The organism is Riemerella columbina DSM 16469, from assembly GCF_000374405.1.
GTDB lineage: Bacteria > Bacteroidota > Bacteroidia > Flavobacteriales > Weeksellaceae > Riemerella > Riemerella columbina.
This window is the reverse complement of record NZ_KB894229.1, coordinates 14,267-31,397: the sequence shown is the minus strand read 5'-3', so window position 1 is coordinate 31,397 and position 17,131 is coordinate 14,267. Positions and strand designations below refer to the sequence as shown.

The following is a 17,131-nucleotide window of genomic DNA, read 5'->3' as shown; positions in this document are numbered from 1 at the left end:
AAGTCCTAAAAAGGTGGGGCTTGTGGATTTTTTTTAAAAGATAAATTTCACAATTAAAAAAATATTCTTACCTTTGCAGACCCTTATTGGGGAAAATTATGTTTAATCGTAAACGATAAATTGTGAATACATTAAGTTACAAGACAGTATCGGCAAACAAAGCTACCGCTAATAAAGAATGGGTTGTGGTAGATGCTGCCGGGCAACCATTAGGACGTTTAGCGTCTAAAGTTGCGAAGATTTTGAGAGGTAAGCACAAAACGAATTTTACACCGCATGTAGATTGTGGGGACAATGTAATCGTTTTGAATGCTGGGAAAGTAGAACTTTCTGGAAACAAATGGGCAGATAAAACTTATATCTGGCACACAGGGTACCCTGGTGGACAAAGATCTATGACGGCTGAAGAGTTAAGAAAAAAGAATAGCCTAAGAATTCTAGAAAAATCTGTAAAAGGTATGTTACCTAAAAACAAACTAGGATCTGCAATTCTTAAAAACCTTTACCTTTATGAAGGAACTGAGCACAAACACGAAGCTCAGCAGCCAAAGGAAATCAATATTAACGAATTCAAATAAGTAATATGTCTATAGTACACAAAATAGGAAGAAGAAAAACTTCTGTCGCTAGAGTATATGTAAAACCAGGTAGCGGAAATATCACCATTAATGGTAAAGCGCTTAATGAGTACTTCGGTACTGATGTTTTGGTTTATAAAGTAAATCAACCATTTTTATTAACAGAAACTGCAGAACAATACGATGTTACTGTAAATGTTTTTGGAGGTGGAATCACTGGTCAAGCAGAAGCGATTAGATTAGGTATTTCTCGTGCATTATGCGAAATCAATGAGGAGTTCAGAACAGCTTTGAAACCTCATGGATTGCTTACAAGAGATGCAAGAATGGTGGAAAGAAAGAAACCAGGACAGAAAAAAGCGAGAAAGAAATTCCAATTCTCTAAACGTTAATTTCAACGCTTTATGCCGTATACTTTATGCTATAAGCCAATGCTTATAGCCTACAAGTTTACCGCTTAAGCACTTATAAAAATTGCCCGTTATGTTTAGCATCCAAACATTTCTCCCATCTTAAGAAATAGTTGATTGCGAAAAAGCGGAAAGTAAACTAACAAACAGAAAAACAATGGCAAAAACAAATGTTAAAGACCTATTAGAGGCAGGTGTTCACTTTGGTCACATGACTAGAAAGTGGAATCCTAATATGGCTCCATACATCTTTATGGAGAAAAATGGTATTCACATCGTTGATTTACATAAAACAGCAGTAAAATTAGATGAAGCGTGTCAAGCTTTAGAAAAAATCACTTCTGCAGGTAGAAAAGTATTATTTGTTGCAACTAAAAAGCAAGCGAAAGAAATCGTGGCTAAGCATGCATCAGATGTTAATATGCCTTACATCACAGAAAGATGGCCAGGTGGTATGTTAACTAACTTCGTTACAATCAGAAAAGCGGTTAAGAAAATGAACGCTATTGATAAAATGAAGAAAGATGGTACTTTTGAAACGCTTTCTAAAAAAGAAAGACTTCAAGTGGACAGACAAAGAGCTAATCTTGAGAAAAACTTAGGTTCTATCTCAGATATGGTGCGTCTTCCATCTGCGATTTTCGTAGTAGACATCATGAGAGAGCATATTGCAGTAACAGAAGCTAAGAAATTAGGTATTCCTGTATTTGCAATCGTAGATACCAATTCTGACCCAAGAAAAGTGGATTATGTAATTCCTGGTAACGATGATGCTTCTAAGTCTATCGATATGATTTTATCTCAAGTAACAGCAGCTATCAAAGAAGGACAAACGCAAAGAAAAGCAGAAAAAGAAAAGTCTAAAGAAGAAGCGAAAGCTTCTGCTGATAAAGACGCAGATTTTGACGCTTAATATAAGCCGTTTGCAATAAACCCAAAGCCTTAAGAAATGACTTAAGGCTTTTTTTATTGATGTGATAGATTATTTTTTAGATTGGAAATACATCTTCTATATCACTCATTCTTTGCATCACCGCACCAGCATAAGAGCAATGAGGGCGTATTTTCCATTGGTGTTCTCTTGCGAAATCTATCGCTTGTTGAACGAGATATTTCCCATACCCATTGCCTTCAAATTTGGGGTAGACATTTACAAAGGAAATCACTAAAATGTTTTCATTCGGCATAATAGTATAAGTAAGTCTACCGATTTCTTCAGTGCCATTTTCCATAGTGATAAAACCACCATTACCACTTTGATTGTTTTTATAATTCATATGTTTCATTTTAACATTATATACTATTCTATTTGAAAAGCGAAATTAAAGAGTGAACTATATAAATAATTATATACTCAATGCAAAATTTATTCTTTTTTTCCAGTACCTTTTTTTCAATGCTCATCAATATATTTACAAAATCCAAAACTATATCCCATTGTATATTTTGAAAAAATAGATTTTTATATCCATAATTTTTGGTAGATTTGTCAAAATCCAAAGTTAGTAATATGCAATATCAACAACTTTTTATTTTACTAGAAAAATATGGGAAAATTTCAGAAAAGGAAAAAGCAATGATAAAGATTTACTTTGAACCTCTCAATATTAAAAAGAAGACAAATCTAATTAAAAAAAACTCTATTTGCAACAAACTTTTTTTTGTAAATAAAGGTTTGCTGAGGTCTTTTTATATTGACCACAATGGAAATGAATTTACTCGAAGAATAGCATGGGAAAATGGGTTTCTAACAAACATGGATAGTTTTCGCAAAAATGGTATTGACAATAATGAAACGATAGAATGCATTGAAAATGCTGAAATTCTTCAAATAACTAAAAAAGATTTAGACCAACTTCTTTCGGTGTCTGAAAACTTAGCTAAAATTTATCAACTAATTTTAGAAAAATATATGGCAATCAATATAAGGGGCTATCATCATTTATCTACCTCCATGCCATTAGAAAAATTAATTTATTTTAATAAAAATTTCCCCACTCTTAAAAATCGCATAAATGATAGTATTTTAGCATCTTTTCTATCGATTTCACGGAAAACTTTAATAAGAACTAAATCAAAATTGTTATTTTTATAAAAATTGAGACATTTGTCCTAATTTTTATAAATATATTTTATGATATTTGTCATAGATATCTAGATTATTCAATAGCTATGAATTGCGGGAGTTTTACCTATTCAACCCAAAGAAAAATAAAAGGAAATATTTTTATAAATTTCAAATTTTTATTATCATGAAAAAAATAATTTTATTATTTACAGCCCTTTTATTTGGAGGTGGATTATCAATTGCACAATCAACCCTGACTTCAGTTGATGATGCTCCATGTAATACAAGAAACTGTCCTGGATCTGGCACTAACTGTTGTTACGACGTAGGTAACGATTCTGTGTTTTACAAATCAAAGTAAGTATAGCCAGAAATTAATTTTTTAGATACCCTTCGGGGTATCTATTTGATACCACCTATTACTATGAAAAAAAATATAATAATTATTATAAGTATTGCAATTGGTATAATATTAATTTTACTAGTTTGGTCGAAAAGTAAAAAAAATGAAAATAGAATAATCAATAGAGAATATTTGAATTCATTGAACTTTCAAGAGTTGACATCCTTTAATGTAAAAAAAGGTACAAATAAGCTAGATGTATTTGATAATGAATTATTTTTACAAAACAGTAAAAAAAAGAATATTTCAATCATTGAAGGAAAAAAAGAATATTTAACTTATGACTATGGAACTTTAATCAAAGATAATTTTCCAGAAAGTTATACCATTATTATGGATTCAATTTTCATGTTTTATCCTTCAAAAAGAGCAGTCTTTAAATCAAATCTAAGAAATAATAAGGTTTTAGTAGAAAAAAAGCTTGAAATGCCTTATACGAGAGGTGTGGCAGTTGATAATGGTTTCATCATAAAAGAATGTATGACCGTTGATTGTATAAACCAAAAATTTACGCTTTACAGTAAAGATTTTAAAATTCAGAAAAGTTTTGATGTAATAAATAATAATAATAATAATAATAATAATAATAATAATAATAATAATAATAATAATAATAATAATAATAATAATTGCACTAAATGGATATGAAAAATCAAGATAAATACTACTTTTTAATATTGTGTTTTATATATGGTACACTTTATTGCCAAACTCATCGTTTTATTTATGAATTAAAGTTTAAAAGCAATGCTAGTGATTCTTTATATCAGGAAGATTATATAGTGACTGATGTAAATTCCAAAACTGTAAAATCATTCAGTTATGAATTTGTTAAATATGATTCTATTAACAAAAACTCTAAATCTCTTTATTTTGCCACTCCTCCTTTTGAAGAAAGATTCGCTAGAGTAATTGGTACCAATACTTATATGAATTACGAAAATTTATTACAGAATGTTTATGCTTATAAAACAAACGATAAAATGGAATGGAAGATAAAGAATGAATTTAAAAATATTGGCTTATATAGAGCTCAAAAAGCCGAGTGTAATTTTGGAAAAAGAAAATGGGTTGCATGGTTTACTCAAGAAATCCCATTGCCTTATGGGCCATACAAATTTTCTGGACTGCCAGGGATGATTTTAGAAGTAAATGATGAACTGAAAAGTTATATATTTTCTTTTGTACAAAATATAAATATTCAGGAGGAATTTGATACTAGTAATTTTCTTGAAAACTATTACCATATGAAGCCCGTTAAAATTGATTATTCTAAAATAAAGAAAATAAAGATTGATTATTATTTAGATCCATATAAAGAGGTCAAATCAGGGCAGATTAAAGGTTATCTCCAAGATGATGATGGGAATACAATTGAGAACCCTAATTTTAATCAGTTGAGCAAAAAAATAAGAAAAAATATTTTAGATAATAATAATCCTATTGACTTAAATATGAAAATCAATTATCCGCCCAATAAATGATTAAATGTCCCGTCCCAAAACTGTAACGCTTTTTTAGGGCGGGACATATCAATTATCAAAAGCTCGTCCTTCGGCAATATGTTTCCCGAAGATAAACAATTTTAAATGATATTTTCCTTAAATTGGCAATATCTTTGTTGAAAATGACATACATTAAAAAAATCTATGACCACACTTATCTATGATGGTAATTTTGAGGGCTTACTCACCGCTATTTTTGAAGTGTTTGAATACCGCTATTCGGAAGTAGACATTGTTTCTGAAAATAATTATCATGTGGAAGGTCTTTTTTCTGAGCCTCATAAAGTCTTAACACAAAAAGACAAAGCGGATCGGGTATTGCAAAAATTAGAAACCAATTTAGGAAAAGATGGTTTAAGGCAATTGCTATGGGTTTACCTTTCCGAAGATGAGCGTTTGGAACATTTGATATTGAGTGCCGTCAGATTAATGCTCCAATTTCCAGCACAAAATATACTCTATCATTTAACCAACGAAGAGATGCTCGCCATTGCTAAGATTGTAAAATCGGTGGGACGAGAAATCCATCGGATGAATGCCTTTGTTCGTTTTGAAAAATTAGAAGATGAGGTCTTTTTTGCTAAAATAGAACCCGATTTCAATGTATTACCGATGATTAGAAATCATTTTTATCATCGCTACCGAGACCAACAATGGATGATTTTTGATTTAAAACGAAACTATGGACTCTATTATAATCTTTCGGAATGTCAGTTTATCTATCCTTCGGAAACTTTTAGCCTAAATCCTAATGCGATGCCGTTTCATGAAGAAGAATTAAAATACCAAAAGTTGTGGCAGCGGTATTTTACAAAAGTTGATATCGTAGAGCGAAAAAATATGAAACTTCATATCCAGCAGTTGCCCAAGCGCTATTGGAAATATTTAACAGAAAAATTTTGATGTTTTTTAATGCCCTAAGCGTTTAGAAAATCTTATATTTGTGGGTATGAATCATGAAACACCTCATATTGTCATTATCGGAGGCGGTGCCGCAGGTTTTTTTTGTGCGGTAAATCTAGATACTACCCAATATCGTGTCAGTATTTTAGAACAAAACTCGGAAGTGCTACAAAAAGTGAAAATTTCGGGCGGTGGCAGATGTAATGTCACCCATGCTTGCTTCGACGCTCGGGATTTAGTCCAGTTTTATCCGAGAGGCAACCGAGAATTGCGAAGTGTATTTTCTAAATTTCAACCTGCCGATACCATGGGTTGGTTTGAGGAGCGTGGCGTGTCATTAAAAATAGAAAGTGACAATCGTGTGTTTCCAGAGTCCAATTCCTCACAAACGATAATTGATACATTAGTTGGCGAAGTAGAGCATAAAGGAATTAATATTTTAAAAAAAGCACCCGTTAAAGCCATAGAACCTCAGCCAGAAGGCTATAATATTATAACCAATCAAGGGGAAGTAGTCGCGGATATTATTGTTTTTGCAACGGGAAGCTCGCCAAAAGCTCATAAATTATTAGAAGGCTTAGGGCACCAAATTGTACCTGCTGTACCTTCATTATTTACTTTTAATATCAAAGATGATTTGCTCGATGGCTTGGCAGGTACGAGTTTTCCCTATGCTGAAGTGAAATTACCACAACTAAAAGCAGAAGAATCTGGTGCGTTACTGATTACCCATTGGGGACTAAGTGGACCCGCCATTTTAAAATTATCCGCTTGGGAAGCCCGTCGATTGGCAGAATACCATTACGAAGTGGATTTAGAAGTGAATTTTTTAGGGTTGCCTATTGACACTTGCCTTCATCTTTTAAAAGAAACAAAACAAGACTATGCCCAAAAGAAATTAGTTCAATATAAACCCTTTGAAATCACCAACCGTTTTTGGCAAAAAGTATTGCATCAACTCAAAATAGATGAGGACAAACATTGGGCAAATCTTTCTAAACAAGAGATGCAACAAATTACCGAAATGCTTTGTAGAAAACCGTTTAAGGTAAAAGGAAAATCCACTTTTAAAGAAGAATTTGTAACGGCGGGTGGCGTGGAATTAAAAGAAATCGATTTTAAAACGATGGCGTCTAAAAAACTACCTCATTTTTATATCGCTGGGGAAGTCCTTAATATAGATGCAGTAACAGGCGGATTTAATTTTCAAGCCTGCTGGAGCGAAGCGTGGCTGATCGCCCAACATCTCAATCAAAAAAATCATTAATTAACTCAATCATAAATAATATATGTCAAACTCAACTCAATTTATAGAAGAACTTAACCAAAGGTATAGTGCTAAAGGTGAAAGTATCATTTTAGGAAAAGGAATGCTCGATGGCGAAGTGGTAAAAGAAGTAGATGTAAAACTTCCATTAAAAACCATCAACCGCCACGGACTAATTGCGGGTGCTACGGGAACGGGTAAAACTAAAACGGTTCAGGTCTTTGTGGAGCAATTGTCTCATGCAGGTGTACCGACTTTAGTATTAGATATCAAAGGTGATTTTTCTGGGATTGCAGAGCCAGGTACCGAGAACGAAATTATCAAAGAACGCTATGCCAAAACCGAGCTGCCATATAATCCCCAAGCCTTTCCCGTTGAATTGATGACGATTTCTGGGGCTAAAGGTGTACAACTAAGAGCGACGACTACCGAATTTGGACCTGTATTATTAAGTAAAATTTTAGGGCTTAATGATACCCAAAGCAGCATCATGTCGATTGTGTTTAAATACTGTGATGACAAAGGTTTACCATTAATAGACCTTGAGGATTTAAAAAAAGTTCTACAATATGTTACCACAGATGACGAGGGAAAACAAGAACTTGCAGAACATTATGGGGCGATATCTTCGGCGTCTTTAGGCGCTATTTTGCGTTCTATCGTGGCATTGGAGCAACAAGGGGCGACCCAGTTTTTCGGAGAGCCCAGTTTTGAAGTTCAGGATTTGCTTCAAACCAGAGATGGTAAGGGCGTAGTTAATATCATGAGGGTAGATGATATCCAAAGTAAGCCAAATTTATTTTCTACTTTTATGTTGTCGCTATTTGCGGAAATCTATATGACCTTCCCAGAAGAGGGCGATAGTGGTAAACCTAAGTTGGTATTATTTATTGATGAAGCTCATTTAATCTTTAAGGAAGCCTCAAAAACTTTACTCTCTCAAATTGAAACAATGGTCAAATTAATTCGTTCTAAAGGCGTGGGAATTTATTTCATCACTCAAATTCCTGGGGATGTTCCAGAAAATGTATTGAGTCAGTTGGGGATGAAAATCCAGCATGCCCTAAGAGGATTTACGGCTAAAGATCGAAAAGAAATTGATAAAGCAATAGAAAATTACCCCATTACGCCTTACTACAAAGCCACAGAACTGATCCAGAATTTAGGAATCGGTGAGGCTTTTATCACCGCTTTGGATGAAAAAGGGATTCCAACACCTTTGGTTCATACTTTTTTAATTTCACCAGAAAGTAGAATGGGAACCCTTACAGACAATGAAATTGAAACTTTGACTCAAAACTCTAGTTTGGTAAAAAAATATCAAAATAGTATTGATAAAGAAAGTGCCTACGAAATCTTAACCCAAAGAATAGAAGCCCATCAGGAACAAGAAGTTGAGCGTCCATCAACTAAAACATCGACTCGAAAACCCGTAGAAGAGCCTAGTTTATTTGATAGCGTTTTAAAAAGCCCCATGGCAAAAACTTTCGGAACTACCTTAATGAGAGAAGGAGCAAAGGCTATTCTCGGTATGCTCGGCCTAAAATCTACCACAAGGAGAAGACGGTAGGAATTATAAATTCAAAATTATAGATTATAAATGGAGGTAAAAATGTTGAGTGAAGAGGTTTAAGTTTATTTATAGCCTATTGTCTAAAGCAATTTAAAATTATAGCGTGTTACGCTGAACTTGTTTCAGTGTCTGCCAAGTAGTTTGAGCTAAAAGTTTTGAGTGATGAGTTTTGAGTGATATGTTGCTTTCTTACTGCTTATAGCCTATTGCCTATAGCAAATAGTTTTTAATTTCTCTACAACAATTTTTATTAATTTTAAATAGTTATATTTGCACTTTGAAACCGAAAACTATGGCATTACCATCATCTAATTCAACGCAGACACTTTGTGATTTAACCCTAGGAAAACAAGGAAAAATCGTAGGCTATCATAATGATGCCCTCGATATGCCAACGAAAATGATAGAAATGGGATTGTTGCCAAATACTTCCATTAAGATATTACATCAAGCTCCTTTTAATGGCCCTTTATATATAGAGTTTGGCAATGAAAATAATAGGTTGGCGCTGCGCCGTTCAGAAGCGGCTTATTTATTGGTGGAGACCAACTAAGGTCTTGGGTGAAATACTATGAAATTGATTTAAAATGACTATGACGGAGCCTCGTAACCATAAAAAAATTCTTTTGGTGGGTAACCCTAATGTGGGAAAATCCACTATCTTTAATGTACTCTGTAATCGAAAACAAAAAACTGGTAACTATGCGGGGGTTACCGTAGCGAGTTTACAAGGCGAATACAGTTACCAAAATGAAACCGTAGAGGTCATCGACTTACCAGGGGCATATAGCCTATATCCTTCTTCGGAGGACGAAGCGGTGTTCAGCCAGTATTTGGTAGAGCAGAGAGCGCATTATGTGGGTGTGGTTTATGTTATTGAAGCTTTAAGCATTAAAAGAGGTCTGTTATTATTACAGCAAATTTTAGATTGGGGCATTCCTGTCATTGCGGTAGTCAATCAAATAGACCAAGCTGAAAAAAGAGGAATTAGTATCGACATTCAAAAGTTGGAGCAGCATTTGGGGATTCCTGTTTTTAAGACTAATGCCAAAGACCATATTGGTGTAGAAGCACTTAAAGATGCAATTCATCATAACAGATTCCAATCGTCTAGTACCACTTTTTTTGATATCCCTAAAGCACAGCAGCCGATTGTAGAACGAGTAAGTCAGCAAATCAATGAATCTAATCATTATAAGGTATGGACTTTGCTTTCTTCCGATTTATTTAAAGATGGTATCGATTCTATTGCGGTACAATTAGATAAAAAAGATGAGGCTTGTGTAGTACCTAAACGATTGCAAGTTCAGGAAACAGTAAGGCGCTACCAAAGTATTGATGCCATAGTAACGGATACGGTAACCAAACAAAAACAATTTAAAGAACGCTTTACCGAAAAAGTAGACTGTATATTGGTACATCCAATCTGGGGTTATGCTGTATTTGGACTATTACTGGTATTACTTTTCCAGAGTGTATTTATGCTTGCCAGCTATCCTATGGATTGGATTGATGGCGGTTTTTCATGGCTTTCGGAAGTGGCTGCTGAGCATCTGCCAGAAGGTCCTATTAATAGTTTAATTTCAAATGGGATTATCTCAGGTTTGGGCGGGATTATGGTATTTGCCCCACAAATTGGAATTTTACTTTATTTTCTCTACCTTTTGGAAGATTCTGGCTATATGGCTCGGGTGGTATTTTTAATGGACAGATTGCTCAGACCTTTTGGATTAAATGGAAAAAGTATTGTACCATTAGTATCTGGTACAGCGTGTGCGATTCCCGCTATTATGTCGACCAGAAATATTGAAAATATTAAGGAACGCCTTATTACCATTTTAGTGACGCCATTTATGACTTGTGCGGCACGGTTACCAATTTATAGTATCATCATTACTTTGGTTATTCCAGACCGCTATATTTTTGGGGTGGGCTATCGAGCCTTAGCGTTAATGGCGATGTATTTATTAGGATTTTTAATGGCATTGGCGGCGTCTTGGGTGTTGAAAAAGTTCATTAATTCTAAACAGAAATCATTTTTGGTAATGGATTTGCCGACTTATAAAATGCCGATGTTTTTCCATGATTTTAAATTGGTTTTGGGTAAAGTTTGGGGCTTTATCACAGGGGCAGGTAAAGTTATTTTTGCCGTGAGTATTATCCTTTGGGTATTAAGTTATTTTGGACCGAGCCAGAGTAAAACGGAATGGGTTCAAGATGATGTTTCACTTAGTGACTCTTATCTTGCCAAAATTGGAAGACAAATGGAACCCGTTATTGCACCGCTAGGTTACGATTGGAAAATGGGCGTAGGGATATTGACGAGTTTTGCCGCCAGAGAAGTTTTTGTAGGGACGATGTCTACGCTTTATAGTCTAGATGACGATGCACCCGAAGGTAAAATTATAGAAAAAATGGAACGCGATGTAAAACCTAATGGTGAAAAAGTATTCAGTTTGGCTACGGGGCTATCCATACTCATCTACTACGCTTTTGCGATGCAGTGTATTTCTACCATTGCCGTAGTCTATAAAGAAACCAAAAGTCTAAAGTGGACGATGCTTCAGTTGGTGGGGATGTCTGGATTGGCGTATGTGGCATCATTAATTGTGTATCAAATCTTTAAATAAAATCTTATGTTGACTTTACAATATATTATTATTTTTTTAGTCGTTATATTTGCGTGTTATTCGATATTTAAAATTTTTTGGAAGAACTTTGCCCCCCAAAAAGGCAACAGCAAAAGAACTCACTGCGATAAAGACTGCGGGTGTTCTTAGACATTAAATAACAACAAAACGACTATGACTCAAAAATTAAAATTAGAAGAACTCGGTAGGATAGATGTAGAGACTTTTAAAAAATCATCTAAAACCCCTATTGTAATTGTTTTGGACAATATCCGAAGTATGCATAATGTAGGTGCCATTTTTCGTACTGCAGATGCATTTCTAATTGAAAAAATTATTTTGTGTGGCATTACCCCAAAACCACCGCATAGAGAAATTCATAAAGCAGCATTAGGTGCTACGGATAGCGTAGAATGGTCGTACGAAAATAATATCTGCGATGCGCTTACCAATTTAACAGAAAAAGGATATCAATTAATCGGCGTTGAACAAACAACGGATAGTCAGCCATTAAATCAATTTAAAGTAGATGCATCTCAAAAATATGCTTTAGTTTTGGGCAATGAAGTAGAAGGGCTAAGTGATGAAGGCTTGCCACAATACCATCATTTTGTAGAAATTCCACAACTGGGGACTAAACATTCGCTGAATGTAAGCGTATGTGGAGGCATTGTAGTATGGCATTTTTTTGAAACATTATCCCAGTCTATTTAAAAATTATTGATTACATTTGCTTTTAAAAAGTAATCAATAATGAAATTGGGATTTAGAATTATAATCGCTACACTTTTAGCATTGGTGTTTTCGTGTAAGAAAAAAGATACGCCACTGAATGTACCACCAGTACACGCTAATTTAGATAGTATTGCAGAGGAATATTATGATGGCTACCTTAAGTTCCATCCTTTTGAGGCAACCGCACAAGGCGACCGTCGTTTTAATGATATTCTGCCTCAAACCATAGATAAAGTTAAGATTTCCGAAGAAACTTCGTTCTATAATTCCATTATTAAAAAACTCGAAGGCATTGATTACGACCAATTAACCGACGCCCAAAAAGTGGTTTATAATGTGCTAGACCATAGGCTAAAAGACCAGATTGAAGGTTACGCGTACCATCCAGAATATTTTCCTTTTACCCAGTTTGAAGGGCTGCCGTTGGAATTTCCTTTATTGGGTAGTGGCAAGGGAAGTCAGCCATTTGAAAATAAAGAAGACTACGAGAATTGGCTTAAAAGAATGGAAGCCTTTCCAGCATGGATGGATACGGCGATAGAGGATTTTAAATTAGGAATAAAAGACCAAATGGTATTACCCAAAAAATTGGTCGTTAAGATGATTCCACAAATGAGTGCCGAAGAATTAACATCTACTAATCCTTCAAAAAATATTTTCTTTAAGCCGATTCAAAATTTTCCTAAAGGAATGTCTGCAGCAGACAGAGCCCATTATACCAAGGAATATAACAAAGTGATTTTAGAACAAGTGATTCCAGCGTACCAAAAGATGGCAACATTTTTAGAAAAAGATTATCTGCCTCATGCTAGAACTACCGACGGCTACAACGCCTTACCAAAAGGAAATGAAATCTATAATTATTATGTAAAACACTGGACAACAACTTCTGAAACGCCTGAAACTATCCACGAAAAAGGCTTAAAAGAAGTGGAAAGAATCCGAGGCGAAATGGAACAAGTAAAGCAACAGGTTGGATTTAACGGAAGTCTAGAAGAATTTTTAACTTTTGTAAAGTCTGACCCTAAAGCGAAACCTTATCAAACTTCGCAGCAGATTTTAGATGCATTTAATGGCATTTTAACCAAGATAGAACCGAAATTAGAAACTATGTTTACCGTAGTGCCTAAAACGGGTTTTGAAATCCGACAAACCGAAAAGTTTAGGGAAGCTTCTGCAAGTGCAGAATATCAACCAGGAACGCCAGATGGTAAGCGAAATGGTATTTTCTATATTCCTATTCCAGATCCTAAAGCCTTTAATGTGACTTCGGGGATGGAGTCTTTATTTCTTCATGAGGCGATACCAGGACATCATTACCAGATTGCATTACAGCAAGAGAATATGGCATTGCCCAAGTTTATGCGTTTTGGTTGGATAGGTGCATATGGCGAAGGCTGGGCATTGTATTGTGAGTCTCTAGGTCCTGAATTTGGATTGTATACCGATCCTTATCAAAAAATGGGTGCCTTAAGTGACGAAATGATGCGTGCCGTACGCTTGGTAGTAGATACGGGTATCCACACTGGAAAGATGGCGCGTGAACAAGCGTTGACCTATTTCCTTAATCATGTAGCCTATGATGAAGCCGCAGCAACCGCCGAAATTGAGCGCTATATGGCAAACCCTGGACAAGCATTGAGTTACAAAACAGGATCTATGAAGATCCAAGAGCTTCGTAAGAAATATCAGGAGCAGTTAGGAACGCAGTTTAGTTTAGCCAAATTCCACGACGAACTTTTAAACCAAGGGTGTTTGCCATTACAAATATTAGAACAAAAAATGGATCGTTGGGCTAAGCGTCCAGAACAAACTAAAAAACAGTAACAAGTAATATAGATAGAATAATAAAGGCACAGTTTTACGCTGTGCCTTGTTAAATTATTTACTCTTTTAGGTATTCTTCTAATATTTCACAAGCACACTCTGGTAAATTGGTTCCTGGTCCAAAGATATGGTCAGCACCGTTATTATAGAGGAATTCATAATCTTGTTGTGGGATTACACCACCTACTACAATGGTAATATCATCCGCACCCAATTGATGCAATTCTTTTACCACTTGAGGAACTAAAGTTTTATGTCCCGCTGCTAATGAAGAAATCCCTAAAATATGCACATCGTTTTCTACGGCTTGTTTGGCAACTTCTTCTGGCGTTTGAAATAATGGTGCTACATCCACATCAAATCCCATATCGGCAAAGGCGGTTGCTACTACTTTAGCTCCGCGGTCGTGTCCATCTTGTCCCATTTTTGCCACCATCATTCTTGGGCGACGCCCTTCTTCATCTTCAAATTGCTGGGCCAACTGTTGGGCTTTTTCAAAAAACTCATTTTTAGTAGCATTTATAGCATAGACCCCTTGTATGGTTTTTATATTCGCCTTATATCTTCCAAAAGCGCTTTCCATCGCATCGCTCATTTCGCCTAAAGTCACGCGCCTTCTAGCAGCCTCTATACACAGAGCTAAAAGATTACCTTTGCCAGATTCTGCACGAGATTTTAGTTCAGATAAAATCTCTTGTACCGCAGTTTCATTTCTAGTTGCTTTGATTTGGTTGAGGCGTTCGATTTGTTTTCGTCTTACCTCTGTATTGTCAATATCTAAAATTTCAAAATCAGGATGTTTAAGTTGAGATTTAAAGGCATTAACGCCAATAATAAATTCCTCGCCACTATCAATTTTAGCTTGTTTAATGGCAGCTGCTTCTTCGATACGCATTTTAGGAATCCCAGCCTCTATGGCTTTGGTCATCCCACCTTCTGCCTCTACTTCGTTGATGAATTTCATCGCTTCATCTATCATTTGTTGGGTTAAAGTTTCGACTAAGTAACTGCCACCCGTAGGGTCTACCACTTGACAAATATCGCTTTCTTGTTGAAGGATAATTTGGGTATTTCTCGCAATTTTTGCGGAATAATCGGTAGGTAGGGCAATCGCTTCATCTAATGCATTGGTATGTAATGACTGCGTACCCCCTAGAGCCGATGCCAAAGCCTCAATAGCCGTTCTGGTAATATTATTAAATGGCTCTTGCTCTGTTAGCGACCATCCCGAAGTTTGCGAGTGGGTTCTAAGCGCTAAAGATTTTGGATTTTTAGGGTTAAAGGGTTGTAAGAGTTTCGCCCAAATATAGCGTGCCGCTCTCATCTTGGCAATTTCCATAAAATGGTTCATGCCAATCGCCCAGAAAAAGGACAATCGAGGGGCAAAATCATCAATGTTCATCCCTGCTTTTATTCCCGTACGAACATACTCCAATCCATCGGCTAGGGTGTAAGCCATTTCCAGCACCGGTGTAGCACCAGCTTCCTGCATATGGTAGCCCGAAATAGAAATAGAGTTAAATCTCGGAATGTGTTGTGAGGTGTATTCAAAAATATCAGCAATGATTTTCATAGATGGCGTTGGCGGATAGATATAAGTATTCCTTACCATAAACTCTTTTAGAATGTCATTTTGAATAGTCCCCGAAAGTTGCTCTTGGCGAACACCTTGCTCCTCTGCGGCTACAATATAAAAGGCTAAAATGGGCAATACTGCACCATTCATGGTCATAGACACTGAAATTTGGTCAAGTGGAATATCTTTAAACAGAATCTTCATATCTTCCACAGAATCTATGGCAACGCCCGCTTTTCCAACATCCCCAACCACACGAGGATGGTCGGAATCGTAGCCTCTATGGGTCGCCAAATCAAAGGCTACCGAAAGCCCTTTTTGTCCTGCCGCTAAGTTTCTTCGGTAGAACGCATTAGATTCCTCAGCCGTTGAGAATCCCGCATATTGGCGAATCGTCCATGGCTTTTGAACATACATTGTGGCATAAGGACCTCTTAGGTAAGGCGCCACACCAGCGGAATATCCTTTTTGAGTTAAGGGCTGAGCATCAGACTGGGTATAGCGTGTTTTTAGCTGAAGTCCATCTTTTTCAAAAGGATAGATTTTATGCTGAAGTTCAAATTGTAGAGATTTAAAATCTGGATTGGTATTTTGTATAGGCTGTCGCATAGTGTTTAATATAATTGATAGGATGAGGCGTCTTTAGTAATAGGATGTTGATTCAATTGGTGTATAACTTGTGCTAATTCGGAGAATTGTGACATGCCTTCCCATTGTTGAGCAAACTGATAGAGATTACTAATGCCTTGTGATAAACTCTCTAAAAAGTGAGGTTTTCTCTGAATTAAACCTCTAAAACCATAAGCCCCCAAAACTTGCATAAAACGAATCAGTTGGATGTAGGGGAGGCTGGTTTTAAGTTGTTCTTGTGTGGTTTTATCATCGAACAAATGCCAATAATAGGACAGCATCTGCTGTTTAAATTCTTCTGAAAAATTGGCTTTCGCCTGAAATAGAAACGAAACCACATCATACATCAATGGACCTTCCATAGCAGCCTGATAGTCTATAAAACCCACCTCGTCATCAGAATTAACCATAATATTTCGAGATTGAAAGTCTCTAATCATCAGTCCTTTAGGCTCTAAATTTTCAATAAGTTGGGTTAAGCATTCAAATTCTTTTAACAAAGTTGATTTATGATAATGAAGTTCTAAAATATCTACGATATAATTTTTAAAATAATATAAATCATGGATTATGGGCAACTTATCATAGCGTTCATATTCATAAGATTGATGATAGTCAATTTTATTAAGCGTTTTATTTTGAAGATGATATAATGCCTGCAAAGTTTTTTTAACTAATGAGGCAATATGTTCGCTTTCGCCTTCTTGAGCAATGAGTTGAGATAGGGTATGCGTTCCTAAAAATGATTGGATATAAGTCGTTCTATCGTCTGAAACTTTAAAAATTTTAGGTGTATTTAGTTTTAATTTAGAAAATACCTCAGAAAAATAAATGAATGCGTTGTTTTCCCTTAGGTTCTCATTATAAGTTACCACCCACTTATTATGGCTTTCAGCGGTGCCAATAAAATTAACCCTAGAAGAGCCACTGGCAGGCAATTGTTCAAAACCCACCACTTCTGAATGGAGGTATTGTTCTAAAAATCGTTGAGCCTCAATTGCTGTCATCTTACAAAGATAAGATTTT

16 protein-coding genes are annotated in these 17,131 nt (G+C 35.6%); 13 read left to right on the top strand and 3 right to left on the bottom strand.

The genetic code is table 11. The features are described 5' to 3' along the window. Positions 1–122 precede the first annotated feature (122 nt). The 3 genes from rplM to rpsB all read left to right on the top strand — a co-directional run bounded on the left by rplM (position 123) and on the right by rpsB (position 1,901). Positions 123–578: a 50S ribosomal protein L13 gene (gene rplM, locus C237_RS0104855; protein ID WP_018675373.1), complete on the top strand. Its 456-nt coding sequence runs from the start codon at positions 123–125 to the stop codon at positions 576–578. A 5-nt stretch (positions 579–583) separates the two neighbouring features. Then, a complete protein-coding gene (gene rpsI / locus C237_RS0104850) occupies positions 584–970 on the top strand; it encodes a 30S ribosomal protein S9 (RefSeq protein WP_018675372.1) in 387 nt (128 codons plus the stop codon). 175 nt (positions 971–1,145) lie between these two features. Further along, the gene (gene rpsB, locus C237_RS0104845; protein ID WP_026315501.1) at positions 1,146–1,901 is read left to right on the top strand and encodes a 30S ribosomal protein S2; all 756 of its coding nucleotides are present in this window, start codon (positions 1,146–1,148) and stop codon (positions 1,899–1,901) included. 76 nt (positions 1,902–1,977) lie between these two features. On the opposite strand, the gene C237_RS0104840 is transcribed toward rpsB, so the two are convergent. Further along, positions 1,978–2,265, bottom strand: coding sequence for a GNAT family N-acetyltransferase (locus C237_RS0104840; RefSeq protein ID WP_033398659.1), 288 nt, complete (start codon positions 2,263–2,265; stop codon positions 1,978–1,980). A 233-nt stretch (positions 2,266–2,498) separates the two neighbouring features. On the opposite strand from C237_RS0104840, the gene C237_RS0104835 reads away from it, so the two are divergent. The 10 genes from C237_RS0104835 to C237_RS0104790 all read left to right on the top strand — a co-directional run bounded on the left by C237_RS0104835 (position 2,499) and on the right by C237_RS0104790 (position 13,899). Continuing rightward, entirely contained in the window at positions 2,499–3,083 is a 585-nt protein-coding gene (locus C237_RS0104835) for a Crp/Fnr family transcriptional regulator (RefSeq protein WP_018675368.1), read from the top strand. A gap of 397 nt (positions 3,084–3,480) precedes the next feature. Continuing rightward, positions 3,481–4,107, top strand: a complete 627-nt coding sequence (locus tag C237_RS12925) for a hypothetical protein (protein ID WP_018675367.1) — start codon at positions 3,481–3,483, stop codon at positions 4,105–4,107. Then, positions 4,104–4,943: a GLPGLI family protein gene (locus tag C237_RS0104825; protein ID WP_169584735.1), complete on the top strand. Its 840-nt coding sequence runs from the start codon at positions 4,104–4,106 to the stop codon at positions 4,941–4,943. Before C237_RS12925 ends, C237_RS0104825 begins: the two co-directional genes overlap by 4 nt. 165 nt (positions 4,944–5,108) lie before the next feature. Then, complete coding sequence (locus tag C237_RS0104820; RefSeq protein ID WP_018675365.1) at positions 5,109–5,867, top strand: TIGR03915 family putative DNA repair protein; 759 nt, start codon at positions 5,109–5,111, stop codon at positions 5,865–5,867. 46 nt (positions 5,868–5,913) lie between these two features. Beyond that, positions 5,914–7,134 (top strand): BaiN/RdsA family NAD(P)/FAD-dependent oxidoreductase, encoded by a 1,221-nt coding sequence (locus C237_RS0104815; RefSeq protein WP_018675364.1) that lies wholly within the window; start codon positions 5,914–5,916, stop codon positions 7,132–7,134. A gap of 22 nt (positions 7,135–7,156) precedes the next feature. Continuing rightward, positions 7,157–8,704: a helicase HerA-like domain-containing protein gene (locus C237_RS0104810; RefSeq protein WP_018675363.1), complete on the top strand. Its 1,548-nt coding sequence runs from the start codon at positions 7,157–7,159 to the stop codon at positions 8,702–8,704. Positions 8,705–8,999: 295 nt separating this feature from the next. After that, the gene (locus C237_RS12920; protein ID WP_018675362.1) at positions 9,000–9,260 is read left to right on the top strand and encodes a FeoA family protein; all 261 of its coding nucleotides are present in this window, start codon (positions 9,000–9,002) and stop codon (positions 9,258–9,260) included. 40 nt (positions 9,261–9,300) lie between these two features. Continuing rightward, positions 9,301–11,337, top strand: coding sequence for a ferrous iron transport protein B (feoB, locus tag C237_RS0104800; RefSeq protein WP_018675361.1), 2,037 nt, complete (start codon positions 9,301–9,303; stop codon positions 11,335–11,337). Between the two features lie 174 nt (positions 11,338–11,511). Beyond that, entirely contained in the window at positions 11,512–12,051 is a 540-nt protein-coding gene (locus tag C237_RS0104795) for an RNA methyltransferase (protein ID WP_018675360.1), read from the top strand. A 39-nt stretch (positions 12,052–12,090) separates the two neighbouring features. Beyond that, positions 12,091–13,899, top strand: a complete 1,809-nt coding sequence (locus C237_RS0104790) for a DUF885 domain-containing protein (protein WP_018675359.1) — start codon at positions 12,091–12,093, stop codon at positions 13,897–13,899. 58 nt (positions 13,900–13,957) lie between these two features. Here the strand turns inward: C237_RS0104790 and scpA are convergent, their stop codons facing one another. Both scpA and C237_RS0104780 read right to left on the bottom strand, forming a co-directional pair. Continuing rightward, the gene (scpA, locus tag C237_RS0104785; protein ID WP_018675358.1) at positions 13,958–16,084 is read right to left on the bottom strand and encodes a methylmalonyl-CoA mutase; all 2,127 of its coding nucleotides are present in this window, start codon (positions 16,082–16,084) and stop codon (positions 13,958–13,960) included. 5 nt (positions 16,085–16,089) lie between these two features. Further along, positions 16,090–17,112, bottom strand: a complete 1,023-nt coding sequence (locus C237_RS0104780; protein WP_018675357.1) for an aminoglycoside phosphotransferase family protein — start codon at positions 17,110–17,112, stop codon at positions 16,090–16,092. Between the last annotated feature and the right edge of the window lie 19 nt (positions 17,113–17,131).

What these genes read in the sequence shown, in the direction of transcription:
- C237_RS12925 (WP_018675367.1), top strand. Translation starts at nt 3,481, where the DNA reads ATGAAAAAAAATATAATAATTATTATAAGTATTGCAATTGGTATAATA.
- rpsI (WP_018675372.1), top strand. Translation starts at nt 584, where the DNA reads ATGTCTATAGTACACAAAATAGGAAGAAGAAAAACTTCTGTCGCTAGA.
- C237_RS0104825 (WP_169584735.1), top strand. Translation starts at nt 4,104, where the DNA reads ATGAAAAATCAAGATAAATACTACTTTTTAATATTGTGTTTTATATAT.
- C237_RS0104820 (WP_018675365.1), top strand. Translation starts at nt 5,109, where the DNA reads ATGACCACACTTATCTATGATGGTAATTTTGAGGGCTTACTCACCGCT.
- C237_RS0104840 (WP_033398659.1), bottom strand. Translation starts at nt 2,265, where the DNA reads ATGAATTATAAAAACAATCAAAGTGGTAATGGTGGTTTTATCACTATG.
- C237_RS0104810 (WP_018675363.1), top strand. Translation starts at nt 7,157, where the DNA reads ATGTCAAACTCAACTCAATTTATAGAAGAACTTAACCAAAGGTATAGT.
- C237_RS0104795 (WP_018675360.1), top strand. Translation starts at nt 11,512, where the DNA reads ATGACTCAAAAATTAAAATTAGAAGAACTCGGTAGGATAGATGTAGAG.
- scpA (WP_018675358.1), bottom strand. Translation starts at nt 16,084, where the DNA reads ATGCGACAGCCTATACAAAATACCAATCCAGATTTTAAATCTCTACAA.
- C237_RS0104790 (WP_018675359.1), top strand. Translation starts at nt 12,091, where the DNA reads ATGAAATTGGGATTTAGAATTATAATCGCTACACTTTTAGCATTGGTG.
- C237_RS12920 (WP_018675362.1), top strand. Translation starts at nt 9,000, where the DNA reads ATGGCATTACCATCATCTAATTCAACGCAGACACTTTGTGATTTAACC.
- C237_RS0104780 (WP_018675357.1), bottom strand. Translation starts at nt 17,112, where the DNA reads ATGACAGCAATTGAGGCTCAACGATTTTTAGAACAATACCTCCATTCA.
- rpsB (WP_026315501.1), top strand. Translation starts at nt 1,146, where the DNA reads ATGGCAAAAACAAATGTTAAAGACCTATTAGAGGCAGGTGTTCACTTT.
- feoB (WP_018675361.1), top strand. Translation starts at nt 9,301, where the DNA reads ATGACGGAGCCTCGTAACCATAAAAAAATTCTTTTGGTGGGTAACCCT.
- C237_RS0104835 (WP_018675368.1), top strand. Translation starts at nt 2,499, where the DNA reads ATGCAATATCAACAACTTTTTATTTTACTAGAAAAATATGGGAAAATT.
- C237_RS0104815 (WP_018675364.1), top strand. Translation starts at nt 5,914, where the DNA reads ATGAATCATGAAACACCTCATATTGTCATTATCGGAGGCGGTGCCGCA.